The sequence below is a fragment of the Hephaestia caeni genome (genome assembly GCF_003550065.1).
GTDB classification, from domain to species: domain Bacteria; phylum Pseudomonadota; class Alphaproteobacteria; order Sphingomonadales; family Sphingomonadaceae; genus Sphingomonas; species Sphingomonas caeni_A.
In genome coordinates this window covers 1,302,736-1,318,515 of the sequence record NZ_QXDC01000002.1, presented here as the reverse complement: position 1 = coordinate 1,318,515, position 15,780 = coordinate 1,302,736, and the positions used below count along the sequence as shown (strand labels likewise).

The window sequence follows — 15,780 nt, the reverse complement described above, 5'->3', positions numbered from 1 at the left end:
CGGCGATGGCGCTATGGACCTTCCATTCGCTGCTGTGGGGCAAGGCGAGCACCCGCTGGCCGCTGCGCGATGGCGATTCCGGCCAGGAAGGCGTGCTCGGGATGCCGCGCTATCGCCCCGACCGCGTCACCGCCGAAAGCGCGCGGGCCTGCGCCGAGGCGTGTCCGACCCAGGCGATCCGCTACGTCGAAGACGGCGAAGGCCCACGCCTCGCCATCGATTACGGACGTTGCATCGCCTGTCAGCTTTGCGTCGAAGCCGCCCCGGATGGTCCGATGGAGGAAACCAACGACTGGGCCTTCGCGGTACGCTATCGCGACAATCTCGCTACTGACGCCGAAGCGGTTCAACCGCCGGCGATGAATGGCAGGCCTGGCCGCCGCTATCACCGCAGCCTGCACGTCCGCCATGTCGATGCCGGATCGTGCAACGGCTGCGAATCCGAGCTTCAGGCGCTCGGCAACCCGTTCTACAACCTCCACCGGCTCGGCATCTTCTTCACGCCTTCGCCGCGCTTCGCCGACGTGCTGCTGGTGACGGGGCCGGTGACGCAGGCGATGAAGGCGCCGCTGATCGAGACCTATGAGGCGATGCCCGGCCCGAAATGGGTGATCGCCACCGGCGCCTGCGCGATCTCCGGCGGGATCATGGCGGGCGCCTATGCCAGCGGGCACGGCGTCGACGAGTGGCTGCCGGTCGACGTCCATGTGCCCGGCTGCCCGCCCAACCCGGCGGCGATCATCCAGGCGCTGCTGCTGTTGCAGGGGCGGATGCCGCAGCAGGTTCATGGAGGTCGCTATGGCGAATGACGCCTTCGGCATCGCGCTGATCCTGTGGCTGGCCGCGGCGGTGGCGGCGCTGCTCAGGATCACGCCGCTCGCACGGGCGACGCTCGGTTTCGGCGCGGTCGCCGGGCTCGTTGGTGCGGTGATGGCGCTGCCCAACGGCTCGCCCGTCGTCATCTTGCCGCTCGGCATCGCCGCGTCGCATTGGGGTTTCGCGATCACTCCCACTGCTGCGTGGCTGATGCTCCTCGGGCTGATTCCCGCCGCGCTGGCCGGTTGGCTGGCGAGCCCGACGCGCGCCGGCAAAGCCGGCTGGTGCTTCGGCGCCGCTGCCTCGTTGATAGGTGCGCTGGGGGTGTTCGGCTTGCAGGATGCGGTCGGCTTCCTCGTCGCCTGGGAACTGATGAGCCTCGGCGGCGCTGTGATGATCCTCGGCGAACGACTGGTTGGCGACGCCGGCCGGCCGTCGTTGTTCATGCTGGCACTGCTCGAGGTCGGCTCGGTTGCGCTGATGGTGGCGATGCTGCTGCTGGCGACGGGCACGCACGGCCTGTCGTTCGCCGGATTCGCCGCCCGCGCGCCACTGATGTCGCCGGGAATGCAGGTTTGGATCGGATTGCTGCTGCTGATCGGGTTCGGCGCCAAGCTCGGCCTGCTGCCGTTCTACGAATGGTTCCCCAATGCTTATGGCAGCGCCAGCGGGGCGACCGGCGCGCTGATGTCCGGCGTGGTCCTGAACGCCGCCTTTTTCGGGCTGGCGCGTGGCCTCGCCGACTGGCTTGCGCCGACCGACGGCACGGCGCTGACCTTGTTCCACGGCATTGTCGTGGCGGTAGGCGTGGTGAGCGCGATCCTGACTGTGCTCTACGCCTTCCAGCAGGACGACTGGCGCCGCCTGCTTTCCTTCTCTTCGGCGGAGAACGCTTCGCTCGCCGTCGTGCTGCTCGGCGCCTCGCTGATGTTCGGGCGTGACGGTCTGCGTGATCTCGCGGGGCTCGCCTGGATCGCCGCGCTGCTCCATCTCGGCGGACACGCGCTGGCCAAGGGCGCGTTGTTCCTCGCCGCCGACGGCGTGTTCGACGCGACCGGCAGCTACGAGCTGCGCCAGCAAGGCCTGCTGCGCCGCGCCGCCTGGCCGCTCGGGCTGGGCGCGCTGCTCGCCGCGGGCAGCCTCGCGGCGATGCCGCCGCAGGTCGGGTTCGTCAGCGAATGGTATCTGTTCCAGACAGTGTTCCAGGGCTTCCATCTTACCGGCCTCGGCGACCGGCTGCTGCTCGCCGCCGCTGGCGCTGGCCTTGCGCTCATTGCGGCGATCGCGCTCGCCACCTTCGTCAAATTGCTCGGCATCGGTCTGCTCGGTATTGCGCCCGAGCGGCAGCGAATCGGTCTGCCATACGCGTTGGCGGTCGGTGCGCTTGGTTTGGCGGTGACGGCGCTGGCGGTGGGTATGCCGGGCTGGCTCGCCGCTCTGGCCGAGGCCGCGCCGCCCTATGCCGATCAGGTCGCCGGGCGGATGCGCGAAGGCTGGCTGCTGGTGCCGCTGACCTCGAAATTCGCCTTCATCTCGCCGTCCAAGCTAGTCATCGCGATGCCGCTGCTCGCGTTGCTGCCGATCCTGTTCCTGCTCTTATCTCACACGACGCGGGTGCGGCGCGCACCGGTCTGGTACGGCGGCAAGCGGCAGGATCCGGTGGAGAGCGCCACCACCGCATTGTCCTTCTCGCAGGCGCTGCGCGAATTCTACAGCTTCGTCTATCGTCCGCAGCGCCGCACGCAGCGCGAGCTGGCCGAGGGCAGTTACGGCCAGCGCTATTTCATCCACCGGCTGGTGTTCACCCACGATGTCGCACCGGTATTCGGGCCGCTGCTGTTCCTGCCAGCCAAACGCCTGGCGATCGCGATCGCGCAGCGGCTGCGCCGGCTGCAATCGGGGCATCTCAACGCCTATCTGGCGTTCATTGCCGTGTTGCTCGTGCTGATCCTGATCGTCCCCTTGCTGCTGCGCTGACTTGCCGGAGACCTGATGACCGATAGCCTGCCCGAGATCACTCTTGTCCGTCACGGTGAGACCCTGTGGAGCCGGACACGCCGTCATACTGGCCGCACCGATATCCCCCTCACTCCCGCGGGCGAGGAAGCTGCGGTTGGCTTGACCGCCCGACTTCCTTCGCCGCCATTGCCGATTGTCTGGTCGAGCCCGTCGCAGCGCGCTTTCGATACGTGCCGGTTGGCAGGTTTTGCTGCCTGGTCGGCCAAGAAGCCTGATCTCGCCGAATGGGACTATGGCGATTACGAAGGCCGCACCACCGCCGACATCCAGGCCGAGCGGCCCGGCTGGAACCTGTTTCGCGATGGCTGCCCCGGGGGCGAGACAGCGGCCGATGTCGGCATGCGTGTCGATCGGATTATTGCCGCGCTGCGTGATGCCGATTGCAACGCACTGATCTTCTCCAGCGCGCATGTGATGGACGTGCTCGCCGCACGGTGGCTCGGCCTCGAGCCCCAACAAGGTTCACTGTTCGCGCTCGACACAGCGAGCATCAGCGTGCTCGGCTACGCGCACGACCAGAATGAGCCGGTCATCCTTCGCTGGAACCAGGTCGATCCCGCACCATCGGAAAGGCACGATCATGGTTGACCGATCGCACGATCGCACGCGGGCGCTTGTTGACCGCCTGCTCGACGACCCGTTGACGCAACTGGCCATGCAGGCCGACGGCGTCGATCGCGAAACGATGCGCAAGATGCTGGTAAAGGCGTCGCTTGCCGCACCGGCGCAAAGGCAGCTTGCGCCTCACGGCTATCGTCCCGGGGTCGGCATCGTTCTCTTCAATCGCGACGGTCATGTCTTTGCTGGCCGCAGAGTCGATGTCGATCATGAAGCATGGCAGATGCCGCAAGGTGGCATCGACACCGACGAAAGTCCCCGGGACGCCGCATTGCGCGAGATTCGCGAGGAACTTGGCACCGATAAGGTCGAGATCATCGCAGAAGCGCCCGATCTTCTCACCTACGATCTTCCTGCTCATCTCGTCGGCGTGACGTGGAGTGGCGGCTGGCGGGGACAGCGCCAGCGCTGGTTTGCGATGCGGTTCCTGGGCGAGGACGACGATATCAACGTCGCTACCGATAATCCCGAATTTTCCGATTGGCGCTGGGTTGAACTCGAAGATTTTCCGGCTTTGGTGGTGGCGTTCAAGCGGGATGTCTATCAGCGGATAGCGGAACAATTCGCGGAGCATCGCTCACAGTGACGATCGTCTCCCGCCGCCCGGCTTTCCCCGTAGGCTCAGTGTAAAATCTCCGATGCTGCTGACGCCGCAAGCCGATAAGGCAGACACAAAGGCGGCCGCTCCGACGCGCCTGTCGACCTTTCGCCTCCTCGGTCCGGCATTCGTCGCGGCCGTCGCCTATATCGATCCGGGCAATTACGCGACCAACATTCAAGCCGGCGCGCGTTACGGATATCTACTGCTGTGGGTGGTTCTGTGGTCGAGCCTGATCGGTGTCCTGATCCAGTTGCTCTCGGCCAAGCTCGGTATTGCGACGCAAGCGAGCCTGGCCACGCTGATCCGGGACCGCCTGCCGCGTTGGGCGAGCATTGGCTATTGGCTCCAGGCTGAAATACTGGCGATCGCCACCGATCTTGCCGAATTCGTCGGCGCGGCGCTCGGGTTCCATCTGCTCTTCGGAATCAGCCTCCTGGAAGGTGCGGTCATCACCGGTATCGTCAGCAGCATGATCCTGGCAATCGAGCGCCGAGGACTAAAGCCGTTGGAACTGGTGATTGCCGCAATGCTCGGTGCGGTGGCGCTGATCTACCTCGCGGAACTCTATCTCAGCCATCCCGACCTTGGCAGGCTGGTCGGCGGCACAGTGATGCCCGGGTTCGCCGGCCAAGGAAGCATTCTTCTCGCTGCCGGAATCCTCGGCGCAACGGTTATGCCGCACGTCATCTATCTACACTCCGCGCTAATGTCGCCCGAGGCCCGCCGAGCCTCTTCGGCACGCACGCTGTACCGGGCGACAATGTGGGACGTAGGGCTAGCGATGACGTTGGCGACCTTCGTCAACCTCGCAATGCTGGCGATGGCCGCGGCGACGCTCGGCGGCAGCGATCACGATATAGGATCAATTGAGCAAGCCTATCGCACACTCGCTCCCGTCCTGGGCCACCGCGCTGTCGCGGTGTTCGGCCTCTCTCTAATCATCGCCGGCATCTCTTCAACGGTCGTCGGAACGCTTGCCGGGCAGGAAGTGATGCAGGATTTCACGCATCTGAAGATCCCGATATGGGTGCGGCGCGCAATTACAATGCTGCCATCCTTCGCGGTGATCGCGGCTCATGCCGACGTTACCACCGTCCTGGTTGTAAGTCAGGTCGTCCTGAGCTTCGGCATTGCGCTGGCCATCGTCCCGTTGTTGCTCCTCACGAGCAATCGCCCCTTGATGGGCGATTTGGTCAACCATGGCTGGACGTCGATTGTTGGGTGGGGCTGCGTCATACTGATCGTCGCGCTCAACATCATCGTGCTGTCGAGTACCTTCGGCGTGACGCTATAGCTGGTCTGCGTTTTAGCCGCAGCCTGCCTGCTTGCCACACTAGAGCATCGCGGCAAGTCGGTAGCGTACCCGGCCTGATAGGTCTTCGAGGCTCATAGGGTGATCGCGCGCCGTCGACACTGGCGATCAGCGCTGCGGTTTTGATCGACCGCTCAGACCGCATTCGGGCGATTGAGACTTGAGGTGCAGCATCGCCTGGTTGGCTGCTCATATGTTATTCGAGATCACGTGCAGTCCCAATGACGTCGCTGATACCGCACATCCGGCGAACAGAATTGACGGCGACAAGGGATGAAGAAGGCGGGCGTGAAGCGCGATCGCGACCACGATCCCGAGCGCGATAGCCAGTGCCGCCACGGCCGGGTTTGCGAACAGGGATGCGCCGAGCCAGGTGGCTGCGACCTTGTAGCCTTGGATCAAGGTGACTTGGGCACCCCGCTTTTCTGCGGCCACGGGTTCGTTGGGATCGTCCAGGCTGATCAGCACTCGGCAAATGTCCGCCCCGTGGGCAATGCGACGTCCAGCGGCGAGCAGAAAGAAGAAGCGAAATCCAACGAGCAGGACGATCAACCCGCCGGCTTCGCGTGTAGCCGGTGACGGATCCTGGCTGACGATGAGGTACGCGATCGCCGCCAAGGCCGCGAGGAGCATCCCGCCGACCAGTGCGCCGCGGAGATAGTTGCCGCGCGCGTGCCACCCGAAATGCCGCGCCGCCTGGTCGGTGACGTGCAATTCGGTAACAGCCACGAGGAATGCGACGCTCGACGCTGCCAACGAGAGCGCCGAGAAGGCGTTCACAGCCTGATGGGAAGCGATGGACGTGCTCCTATCCGCGGTTCAACGGAAAGGAGTCATCAGCGCGGCACTTTCGCCCCGAGCGGTTCGGCCTCAAGGCCCGGCAGAATCCATTGCCGCCGCGGTGATAACGGGCGCTGAAGCTCCCCGTCAATCGTCAATTGCCGTGGTTCGAAACATCGCACGGTTCACGGCAAGCAGGCCGTGGCAGCGGCGCTCCGGGTCTGAAGCGCCGCTGCTTCGCATCGTCATTTAGGCGCTGTAGTACATATCGTATTCGACCGGGCTCGGGGCGGTTTCGAAGCGGATCACCTCGGGCCACTTGAGCTCGGCATAAGCGTCGATCTGATCCTTGGTGAAGACGTCGCCCTTCAGCAGGAAGTCATGGTCCTCCTGCAGCGCGACGAGCGCCTCGCGGAGCGAGCCGCAGACGGTCGGCACGTTGACCAGTTCGGCGGGCGGCAGGTCGTAGAGGTTCTTGTCCATCGCGTCGCCGGGGTGGATCTTGTTCTGGATGCCGTCGAGCCCGGCCATCAGGATCGCGGCGTAGCAGAGGTAGGGATTGGCCATCGCGTCGGGGAAGCGGAACTCGACGCGCCTCGACTTGGCGCCGGTGCCATAGGGGATGCGGCACGACGCCGAGCGGTTGCGGCTCGAATAGGCCAGCAGCACCGGTGCCTCGAAGCCCGGCACCAGGCGCTTGTAGCTGTTGGTCGCCGGGTTGGTGAAGGCGTTGAGCGCGCGGGCGTGCTTGATGACGCCGCCGATGAAGTAGAGGCAGGTGTCCGAAAGCCCAGCATAGCCGTTGCCGGCGAACAGCGGCTTGCCCTTTTCCCAGATCGAGAAGTGGGTGTGCATGCCCGATCCGTTGTCGTCCTTGATCGGCTTGGGCATGAAGGTCGCGGTCTTGCCGTAGGCGTGTGCGACCTGGTGGACGACATATTTGTGGATCTGCATCCGGTCGGCGGTTTGCGTCAGCGTGCCGAAGGTCAGGCCAAGCTCGTGCTGCGCGGCGGCGACCTCATGGTGGTGCTTGTCGCAGGGCAGGCCCATTTCCATCATCGTCGAAACCATCTCGCCCCGGATGTCGACCGCCGAATCGACCGGCGCGACGGGGAAATAGCCGCCCTTGGCGCGCGGGCGGTGGCCCATGTTGCCGCCTTCATAGTCGCGGCCCGAATTGCCGGGGAGTTCGATATCGTCGATCGCGTAATAGCTGGTCGAATAGCTGTTCTCGAACTTGACGTCGTCGAACATGAAGAACTCGGCCTCGGGGCCGACATAGGCGGTGTCGCCGATTCCCGTGGTGCGCAGATACGCTTCGGCACGCTTTGCGGTGGTGCGCGGGTCGCGGGAATAGCCCTCGCCGGTGGCCGGCTCGACCACGTCGCAGAACACGATCAACATTGGCGTTGCCGAAAATGGATCGGTGTAAACCGCGTCGAGGTCCGGCATCAGGATCATGTCCGAATCATTGATCGCTTTCCAGCCCTCGATCGAGGAGCCATCGAACATGATTCCATCGGTTAGCGCATCCTCGTCGATGACACTCGAGACCATGGTGAGGTGCTGCCACTTGCCCCTCGGGTCAGTGAAGCGGAGGTCGACCCATTCTATCTGCTCATCCTTGATCTTCTCCAGGATCGTTGGTGCCTGCTTGGCCATTGGAACTGTCTCTTTCTTTGGGCTGGTGAGCGCAGGGAACGGCGCAAGCCATTCATCACGCTTCAAAAGGGCTATTGATTGGAGAACGCTGGCGTGTTGCCTGTGCCTCTTCCGGACGGCGGAGCGGCCGCTCGGACGATTTCACACGATTCACGAAGTCAGTGGCTCCTCCAACCGGTCATGCGACATCGGTAGGAGTCATCAGCCCCCGGCAGCACAACCCTGGGCGGTTCGGCCTGAAGGCCCGGCAGATTCCATTGCCGCGGGGGAGATAGTCGCAACAATAGTATTACGTCAACATGGTAGTTTTACGATACACTATTTCGCCGAATTGGGTCATGAAAACGCCAAATTGCGGTACGCATGAAGCGCATGCTGCTCAGCCCGCAATGTCGATCTTTACGCCGATCCACGTAAGTACACCGCCGCCGACCATGATCACCGTCGCCCAGAACCAGGCTCGCCCGCGGAAGCTGCGGGCGAGCACCGCCCCGAGCAAGCCGAGCAAGGCAATATCGCCGGCGACACCCAACCATGCTGGACGCGGGAGCCAGACGCACAGCAACAGCGACACGACCGATCCAGCTATCCCGCAGATCGAGGCGAGAGCCGCACCACCGATCGATTGCAACAAGGCGCGCCTCCCCAGACGCGACGCGACCAGCTTTCCATGCGCGGTCAAGTTAAGCTGGCGTTCGGCGCGCGACAGGTCGGCACGCAGCTCGGCATAGTGAGCGACGAAGAACACGAATACGGTGGTGAGTCCGCTCGCCGCGCCGACGCGCAGCGCCAGCATCAGGTCCGCGCCGCCGCCGTCGAGCAGCTTGCCCGCTGCCAGTATCAGCGCGTTGAGGATGCCGTCGACGAACCCAGCGACGATATCGAGCCGGTTGCGCGGCTGCGCGAGCCAGCGCCACAACCTCATCGCGCGCGCGGCACGTAATCGACGATGTGATCGCCACATACCAGCTCGTCGAGGCTGTGGACTACCGCACCGCTGCTCTCGATCGCGCGGACCAGCTCGTCATAATCCATGTTCTCGCCCTCGATAGTGATGCTGGTGCCGATCGTCTCCTGATCGACCTCGGTGACGGTGATGTTGTGCGCGGCGACCCCGGCACAGCGCTGGATCGCCTGCGCGATCTCGATCAGCGAGGGCATCGCCAGCGCCTTGTCAACGTCGATCACGACGCGACGGATGTTGAGCGCATCGGTCATTCAGCGGCCTCCTGGCGCTTGGCGGGCGCGCCGAACACGCTCGCGTAGAGATCCTCGCCGAAACTGGTCGCGCGCGGCACGCCCGGCGTGAGGCGGAACGGCCGGCTACCGTCCTCGGCGCGCTCAGCGCGAAGAAACAACGCGCGGGCGTCGTCGCGCCCGGCGGCGCGATGGGCATATTCGAACAGATGAGTGACGAACACGATGCGTGCGCCCCCGGCGCGCATGCTCTCAATCACCTCATCTGCAATCTCCGAAGCCTCGCGCTCACTGGTCGAGGCGAACGACTCATTGAGCAGAACAAGCGCGTTTGGCGCCATGTGATCGACAATTGCACTCATTCGCGCCAATTCCTCATCGAACTTGCCGCTTTTCATCGCGGCGTCCTCCTCGCGCTTGAAATGCGTCATCACCGCTGGGGCGAGAGACAGCCGCAGGCTCTGGGTCGCAACGAACAGCCCGGCACCCGCCATCATTTGTGCCGCGCCGATGGCCCGCAGCAATGTCGACTTGCCGCCCTGGTTGGCGCCCGTGATGACGATCAGGTCGCGGCCGTCGGCATCGACGTCGTTGGGCACCGCCTTGCTGCCGATTGCCAGGGCCAGCGCTGGCTCGCACAGCCCTTCAGCGGCGAAGGCATTGAGATCATCGACAATCTCGGGAAACGATGTCGTCACATCTTTTGCAACGAGCGCCTCATGGAGCGCTACAGCCCCGACATAAAAGGCGGTTTCGGCGCGCAGCATGGCGAAGAAATCACGGATATGCAGCGCTGCCTCGCCGAGCGCCTGCGCGGCGATGGCGACACCGCGGTTGGAGACGCCGCGCAAGGCGCGCTGGCCTGCTTCGTCGCTAGGCGCCAACGAAAAGCTGTACTGCTCGCGCTCACGCCTGCCAAACAGCCAGGGCAGCCATTGTCGGAGCCATCGATGCCACCAACTTTCTTCGTCGACCGGCGGCTGGTGAAGTCGGAAATCGACCGCACGGTTGCCGGAACCGAGCGCAGCACTCATCAGCACGCCATCACGCATCTTGAGCTCGCGCAACCGTTGCTCGATGCTGGCGAGATAGGCGTCGTTCAGCTCGTCGCGGATCATTGCATGGAAGCGCCGCCAACCCGGAGCCTCGACGCGGTCGATCTCCCGCACTGACAGACGTTGAAGCCGGCGTAGCGGACCGAGCATCGCTTCCAGCATCTCGATCGCCCAGCGCAGCACCGCATCGGGATAGTCGCGCATCATCGTGCCGAGGAAATGCCGGTGTTGCTCGGCGACGGCCGCTTCGGCGATAGCATGGAGCTCGCGTAACGCCTTGGGGGTCTTGAGCGCGTCGGCAAGGATCGCCTGGCGGTGGCGGATTGTCTCGGCGTCATTGTCGGGCGCATTGAGCAATTCGCGGGTAAAGGCCGCGCGCACGTCGTCGGCTTCGCCGGCCGCGGCGTCGATCAGCGTGTCGAGCGCGAGATCGTGGCGCAGCGCGGCGGCGTTCCAGGGATAGGCACGGGACGGATCAAAATTGTCGAGTCCGTGCGCCATGCGTCCGGTACGCCGTGCCTCGCCAAGCGCGGCGGCCTTGCCAACCCAGATCCAGTCGGATTCGCGATCTGGAAATAGGAGGAACGCCTTCATGCTGCGCCGAGCCGTTCTTCTATCTGCTCGCGCGTTAGACGGTATTTGGCCGCAATGGCGCGTGCATAAGCAAGGCCATCGGCAGCTCGGCGTTCCACTTTAAAGGTGCGGTGCGCGGGATCGTCCGGATCAACCTGGCTGACCACGCTGACCAGCGCCGGATCGACCTCGCTGAGGCCGTCGAGGAAGCTCACCCACACGCCGATCACGCCGCGTTCCACCAGTTGTGCGGCGACGCGGCGGCTGAGCACGCTGGCGTCGCGAAAAGTAGTCGAGGCAAACAATTCGTTCATGATGATAATGCTGTCGCCGGTGGCCGCCTCGAGAATGGCATGGAGGCGAACCAGCTCGTCCTGCAATTTTCCATTGGCGGTTGCGGAGAGTTCGCGCCGCTCGAAATGGGTGAAAATCTTATCGAACAGGCGCAGCTTCGCCTTCCTGCCCGGCACCGGCAGTCCCAGCGCGGCGAGAAAATGGAGCTGACCGAACATCCGTGCGAAGGTCGTCTTACCGCCCTGATTTGGCCCCGAGACGATGAAGATTCGTTCGCCCGCACCAAGCCGCATGTCGTTGTGGATTAGCGCCGTCCCGCGCGTACCGAGGGCGTGTGCTAGCGCCAGGTCGAACGCATCATCCGCGAACACAGCTCTGTCGGTGGTCGTCTCGGGATAGCAGAAGTCGTGGCCGGCCTTGGCAATCGGGTCGATCAGCGCACGCCATCCGAGATAGAATTGCGCCTCACGGTCGACCCGCTCAATCACGGGATCAACAAAGCCGTTACCATAGGTCTCCGTGACCGCGGCAAGCTCGGTGAAGACATCGGGAAAGGCGTGGGCGACGTGATCGAGGATGCGTTCCTCAATCATATTGAGGTTTTCGCTTTGAGCATGGTCAAAGGAAAACTTCTCATCATCGCCCTGGACGAACCGGGCGAAGTCTTCCTCGATTGCACTTCCGTAATCGGCTTCCTCGGCAAATGGCGTGACGCGGACGTCAAGGCCCTGGATCAGGACGGTATAGCGCAGCGCTGCCAGCCGGTCTCCAAGCGCCTCGACGCGATCGCGCATCGCGATGAACGCAGCCGAGGCGACATAATCTTTGCCGTAACGGCAGAGCATCGTCAGCGCCTCGGATTGAGGCCGCAACCGCTCGAGATCTGCGACCAACGCGGCAGCGCCACGAGAGTAATCGAGCAGCGCGCCAAGCCTCCAGCGCTGTCGCTCAAGCGAATGGCGCTGCTTGTCGGCGCGTTCGATATTGGCGCGGCTACGCCGCATCGCCGTAGCGAATGCTTCAATCGCTGCCTTCAGCTCGGGTGTCTCGAAATCACGAAAAACAACCTGGCGATATGCGACGGCATCGGAATCGTGAAGCGGCGCCTCGAAGATCGGCGTTAACTCGTAAGTCTCGCGCCCTACTGTGGCGGCGGCGATGATCTGATCGAGGTTGAGATCAACCAGACATGCTGGCCGACCCTCCCCGGAGGAGCCCGGCCCATCCGCATACAGCAGGCTAACGGAGGGGGACGCATGCTGAGCGGGGGTGTCGCGGGGATTGAGCGGCATCCAGGCTCCTACCGGTTCGGCATCGGTAGGAGTCATCAGCCACGACGGCGGTTTTTGCACGAAGGGCGGACTCCATCGCCCACTTGGATTAACTCAACAGAGCAAAATTAGTTTCCCGCTCGTCACGATTCTTCCGACGCTGGCTGAAGCGTCGTCGGGATCACCTCTGTGACATTAGGGGCAGCGAGATATTTGCCCCTTTATCACCCCGAATCGACTCCCAATCCGCATGCGAACACCTATCTCTGCACAGGAGGTACGATGCCATGTCGACCGAAATGGAGATGGAGTTTCACGAGCGCCGCGAGGCGCAGGAAAATGCGCTGGCGGATTCTGCCGCCAACAATACGGCGCGAAAGCTTCATCGCGAAATGGCCGGCCGACATCGTCAGGAGGCAAGGAGAAAGGCCATCGTCGAAGTCTGACTCTCGCACGGTTGGTCCATGTTTCAAGTCGATCCCGGCGTGGCGCGGATCAGTCGTGCTCACGCTCCGTTCTTTTGAGGTTCACGGCATCATTCATGCCGCGAGCGGTCAGGACAGTCCAATCTTGCAGGACCAAAGTGCCGCGCCTAATATCCGCTGACATCAAAGGGGATGGAGTTCCCCGCTCATAACCGCCGCCAGGCTGATGACTCCTATTCGACAATGGGAGAGGGCTATGGCGGGCCAATTTCGGTATATCGAGATGAGCTACCGGTGCGCGGGTTTCCGGACCGGAGCGATTATCCGCGCGCCTTTGTCTTATGCAAATGCCTCCGCCCGACGAGCTCTTTCGGATTGCATGCGCCGCGGGCCGGCCGACAAGTTTTCCTCGCTGGAGTCAGTTCGCTTCGGCACCGTCCGGCCCGTTGGGCGGACCGTCTCTCCTCGCTTTAGTCAAATAGCGTCGTTTACGGGTCTGCCGATCCGCCTGATCGCCTGCGATGTCGAGGCCGTCCTCGAGAGCGACGGAACTCTTGCACCAACGACAATCGAAGCAGCGGCCAGAATTGCCGGGGCAGGGATCGACCTGACGTTCGTCAGCGCGCGATCCCCCTTCGCGGTCGGATCGATTGCGCGGACCATCGGCTTGAATGTTCCAACGGCCGCTTTCAACGGAGGAATGATCGTCGACCCTAGAGGGACAATTCTGTCCGACCATCCGCTGCCAGCCGCCACGAGCAGGGTCGTGCTTGGGTTATTCGATGCGGCCAAGGTGACGATCTGGGTTTATGCACAAGGGCGTTGGTTTACCAACAACTCCAGCAATCCGCGCAACCGGCGGGAACAGCAGGCCTCCCGAGCTCAGCCCATTGTCGTCCCTCACTTCGACACCTTGCTAGGGCGGATCGACAAGATCGTCGCTGTGTCGGACGACGTGGCCCACATACGCCAGCTTGAATATGTGGTGAAAGAAACGCTCGGCGCTCGCGCGGAGGTGTCACGACCACAGGACTGCTACTGCGATGTCGTCCATCCCATCGCCAATAAGGCTGCCGGCATCATGATGCTGGCCAAAATGATCGGCGTGCCTTTATCCCAGATCGCGGTCATTGGCAGTTTGCCAGCTGACGTCCCGATGATGATCCGAGCGGGCTATTCGTTCGCGCTCGACACTGCGCCCGAGGAAATCGCGGCTGTTGCCACCCGGGTGGTCGGAACGGGCAAAGGCGGCACGACCGCGGCATTGGACGCGCTCGTAGCCGCACGTGGTGTCTTCATTACTTCTCCCGCGAAGCCGCAAACCGCACCTGGGGTCCGATCCCGTCAAACGCACTGATTTCATGGTCCGGTCGTCAAACGCCGACCAATAGAAATCGCGCGCCGATCACAAGTCCTTATTTCAGGAGGCTTTTATGGCAGTCCAATACAGCTTCGTCATGAAAAATCTGACGAAGACGTTTCCCGGCGCCTCAAGAGCAGTTCTCAATGACATCAGCCTGCAGTTTCTGCCTGGTGCAAAGATTGCCATCATCGGCGTCAACGGCACCGGTAAATCGACGTTGATGAAGATCATGGCTGGGATGGACACCGACTTTCAGGGTGAAGCCTGGGCGGCTGAAGGGCTGACTGTGGGCTATTTGCCTCAGGAACCACAACTGGACCCCGACAGGACGGTAAAGGAGAGTGTGAGAGACGGCATCCGTGCGGTGGCGGATCTGGTCGAGCGGTTCAATGCGATCTCGGCAGAAATGGCAAATTTGGCGGCCGACACTGACTTCGATGCCCTCATGGCGGAAATGGGACAACTCCAGGAGAAGATCGACGCAGCCGACGGTTGGACGCTCGATAATCAGCTAGAGATTGCCATGGCCGCGCTCGGTTGTCCGCCGGGCGACTTTCTGGTGAGTGAACTCTCAGGCGGCGAGAAACGTCGGGTCGCGCTGACCAAATTGCTGCTTGAAAAGCCCGACATACTGCTTCTCGACGAGCCTACCAATCATCTCGATGCCGAGAGCGTAGCATGGCTCGAGCGGCATCTGATCGACTATCCCGGGAACGTGATCCTTGTTACCCACGACCGCTACTTTCTCGATAACGTCGTAAGCTGGGTGCTCGAGCTCGATCGCGGGCGCTATTATACGTACAATACCAATTACTCCGGTTTCCTCGAGGCGAAGGCCAAACGCATGGCGCAAGAGGAGCGTGCCGAGGAAGGGCGTCAAAAGGCGATCCGGGACGAATTGGAATGGATGCGGCAGAGCCCCAAGGCGCGCCAGACCAAATCCAAAGCGCGCATCCGTGCGTTCGACGAACTCGTCGAAAGGCAGGCGGAACGCGCGCCGGACAAGGCACAGATATTAATCCAGATGCCCGAGCGGCTGGGCAGCAACGTGATTGAGGCGAACAACCTCAGGAAGGCTTACGATGACAAGCTGCTCTTCGATCATCTCAGCTTCACGCTGCCACCGGGCGGCATCGTAGGCGTGATCGGACCAAATGGCGCGGGCAAGACAACGCTGTTCAAACTCATCACTGGCCAGGAAGCACCCGATGAGGGTTCGATCAAGGTCGGAGCGACCGTGCGGCTCGGCTATGTCGATCAGTCGCGCGATACGCTCGATCCAGACAAAACGATCTGGGAAGAGATCTCGGCGGGTAACGAGCGTTTCCGTTTCGGTGCCTTCGAGGTGCCGACACGTGCCTATGTCGCAGCATTCGCTTTCAAAGGTGCTGACCAACAAAAGAAGGTCGGACAGCTATCCGGAGGGGAACGAAACAGGGTGCATCTGGCAAAGATGCTTGCGGCGGGCGGCAACGTGCTGTTGCTCGATGAGCCCACCAATGATCTTGACGTCGGCACGTTGCGTGCGCTCGAGGAGGCCCTTGAAAGCTTCGCGGGTTGTGCGGTGATCACGAGCCACGACCGCTTCTTTCTCGATCGGCTCGCGACCCATATGCTCGCTTTCGAGGGCAACGGCCATGTCGAATGGTTTGAAGGCAATTTTGAGGCTTATGAAGAAGATAAGCGGCGACGATTGGGCGACGCGGCTGATCGCCCCGACCGAGGGACACACAAAAGACTTACGCGCTAGGCAATTCTGCCAATCTGGGTTCCACATCGAACCTCGGTGACAAA

At 62.7% G+C, this 15,780-nt stretch carries 14 protein-coding genes and 3 riboswitches; of the genes, 8 read left to right on the top strand and 6 right to left on the bottom strand.

Annotated features, from left to right (window positions below; genetic code table 11):
* Positions 1-5 precede the first annotated feature (5 nt).
* The 5 genes from nuoB to DFR49_RS06130 are packed head-to-tail and all read left to right on the top strand — an operon-like array spanning position 6 to position 5,348.
* Complete coding sequence (nuoB, locus tag DFR49_RS06150) at positions 6-809, top strand: NADH-quinone oxidoreductase subunit NuoB (RefSeq protein WP_119034775.1); 804 nt, start codon at positions 6-8, stop codon at positions 807-809.
* Entirely contained in the window at positions 799-2,793 is a 1,995-nt protein-coding gene (locus tag DFR49_RS06145; protein ID WP_119034774.1) for a proton-conducting transporter transmembrane domain-containing protein, read from the top strand. Before nuoB ends, DFR49_RS06145 begins: the two co-directional genes overlap by 11 nt.
* A 15-nt stretch (positions 2,794-2,808) precedes the next feature.
* The gene (locus DFR49_RS06140; protein WP_119034773.1) at positions 2,809-3,423 is read left to right on the top strand and encodes a histidine phosphatase family protein; all 615 of its coding nucleotides are present in this window, start codon (positions 2,809-2,811) and stop codon (positions 3,421-3,423) included.
* Between the two features lie 52 nt (positions 3,424-3,475).
* Positions 3,476-4,039, top strand: a complete 564-nt coding sequence (locus DFR49_RS06135) for an RNA pyrophosphohydrolase (protein ID WP_342768460.1) — start codon at positions 3,476-3,478, stop codon at positions 4,037-4,039.
* Between the two features lie 52 nt (positions 4,040-4,091).
* Entirely contained in the window at positions 4,092-5,348 is a 1,257-nt protein-coding gene (locus DFR49_RS06130) for an Nramp family divalent metal transporter (protein ID WP_119034772.1), read from the top strand.
* 207 nt (positions 5,349-5,555) lie between these two features.
* On the opposite strand, the gene DFR49_RS06125 is transcribed toward DFR49_RS06130, so the two are convergent.
* The 6 genes from DFR49_RS06125 to DFR49_RS06100 form a co-directional block, all read right to left on the bottom strand.
* Entirely contained in the window at positions 5,556-6,146 is a 591-nt protein-coding gene (locus DFR49_RS06125) for a hypothetical protein (protein WP_119034771.1), read from the bottom strand.
* A 249-nt stretch (positions 6,147-6,395) separates the two neighbouring features.
* Complete coding sequence (gene glnA, locus DFR49_RS06120) at positions 6,396-7,808, bottom strand: type I glutamate--ammonia ligase (RefSeq protein WP_119034770.1); 1,413 nt, start codon at positions 7,806-7,808, stop codon at positions 6,396-6,398.
* Positions 7,809-7,993: 185 nt separating this feature from the next.
* Positions 7,994-8,079, bottom strand: a riboswitch (Fluoride riboswitch).
* Positions 8,080-8,187: 108 nt separating this feature from the next.
* Positions 8,188-8,733: a hypothetical protein gene (locus tag DFR49_RS06115; RefSeq protein WP_119034769.1), complete on the bottom strand. Its 546-nt coding sequence runs from the start codon at positions 8,731-8,733 to the stop codon at positions 8,188-8,190.
* Positions 8,730-9,026: a DUF211 domain-containing protein gene (locus DFR49_RS06110; protein ID WP_119034768.1), complete on the bottom strand. Its 297-nt coding sequence runs from the start codon at positions 9,024-9,026 to the stop codon at positions 8,730-8,732. The genes DFR49_RS06115 and DFR49_RS06110 overlap by 4 nt, the downstream gene beginning before the upstream one ends.
* Positions 9,023-10,654, bottom strand: a complete 1,632-nt coding sequence (locus tag DFR49_RS06105; RefSeq protein WP_119034767.1) for a MutS-related protein — start codon at positions 10,652-10,654, stop codon at positions 9,023-9,025. Before DFR49_RS06105 ends, DFR49_RS06110 begins: the two co-directional genes overlap by 4 nt.
* On the bottom strand, positions 10,651-12,219 hold the full coding sequence (locus DFR49_RS06100) for a MutS-related protein (protein WP_170150937.1): 1,569 nt from the start codon (positions 12,217-12,219) through the stop codon (positions 10,651-10,653). The genes DFR49_RS06105 and DFR49_RS06100 overlap by 4 nt, the downstream gene beginning before the upstream one ends.
* 19 nt (positions 12,220-12,238) lie before the next feature.
* Positions 12,239-12,308, bottom strand: a riboswitch (Fluoride riboswitch).
* A gap of 177 nt (positions 12,309-12,485) precedes the next feature.
* Between DFR49_RS06100 and DFR49_RS21895 the strand changes: the two genes are divergently transcribed.
* The 3 genes from DFR49_RS21895 to ettA all read left to right on the top strand — a co-directional run bounded on the left by DFR49_RS21895 (position 12,486) and on the right by ettA (position 15,736).
* On the top strand, positions 12,486-12,644 hold the full coding sequence (locus tag DFR49_RS21895; protein WP_170150936.1) for a hypothetical protein: 159 nt from the start codon (positions 12,486-12,488) through the stop codon (positions 12,642-12,644).
* Between the two features lie 158 nt (positions 12,645-12,802).
* Positions 12,803-12,866, top strand: a riboswitch (Fluoride riboswitch).
* A gap of 13 nt (positions 12,867-12,879) precedes the next feature.
* Complete coding sequence (locus tag DFR49_RS06095) at positions 12,880-13,980, top strand: HAD hydrolase family protein (RefSeq protein WP_170150935.1); 1,101 nt, start codon at positions 12,880-12,882, stop codon at positions 13,978-13,980.
* A gap of 76 nt (positions 13,981-14,056) precedes the next feature.
* The gene (gene ettA / locus DFR49_RS06090; protein ID WP_119034764.1) at positions 14,057-15,736 is read left to right on the top strand and encodes an energy-dependent translational throttle protein EttA; all 1,680 of its coding nucleotides are present in this window, start codon (positions 14,057-14,059) and stop codon (positions 15,734-15,736) included.
* Positions 15,737-15,780 lie beyond the last annotated feature (44 nt).

Coding starts and splice junctions, on each gene's coding strand:
- nuoB (WP_119034775.1), top strand. CDS start 6: ATGGCGCTATGGACCTTCCATTCGCTGCTGTGGGGCAAGGCGAGCACC.
- DFR49_RS06145 (WP_119034774.1), top strand. CDS start 799: ATGGCGAATGACGCCTTCGGCATCGCGCTGATCCTGTGGCTGGCCGCG.
- DFR49_RS06140 (WP_119034773.1), top strand. CDS start 2,809: ATGACCGATAGCCTGCCCGAGATCACTCTTGTCCGTCACGGTGAGACC.
- DFR49_RS06130 (WP_119034772.1), top strand. CDS start 4,092: ATGCTGCTGACGCCGCAAGCCGATAAGGCAGACACAAAGGCGGCCGCT.
- glnA (WP_119034770.1), bottom strand. CDS start 7,808: ATGGCCAAGCAGGCACCAACGATCCTGGAGAAGATCAAGGATGAGCAG.
- DFR49_RS06115 (WP_119034769.1), bottom strand. CDS start 8,733: ATGAGGTTGTGGCGCTGGCTCGCGCAGCCGCGCAACCGGCTCGATATC.
- DFR49_RS06110 (WP_119034768.1), bottom strand. CDS start 9,026: ATGACCGATGCGCTCAACATCCGTCGCGTCGTGATCGACGTTGACAAG.
- DFR49_RS06105 (WP_119034767.1), bottom strand. CDS start 10,654: ATGAAGGCGTTCCTCCTATTTCCAGATCGCGAATCCGACTGGATCTGG.
- DFR49_RS06100 (WP_170150937.1), bottom strand. CDS start 12,219: ATGCCGCTCAATCCCCGCGACACCCCCGCTCAGCATGCGTCCCCCTCC.
- DFR49_RS21895 (WP_170150936.1), top strand. CDS start 12,486: ATGTCGACCGAAATGGAGATGGAGTTTCACGAGCGCCGCGAGGCGCAG.
- DFR49_RS06095 (WP_170150935.1), top strand. CDS start 12,880: ATGGCGGGCCAATTTCGGTATATCGAGATGAGCTACCGGTGCGCGGGT.
- ettA (WP_119034764.1), top strand. CDS start 14,057: ATGGCAGTCCAATACAGCTTCGTCATGAAAAATCTGACGAAGACGTTT.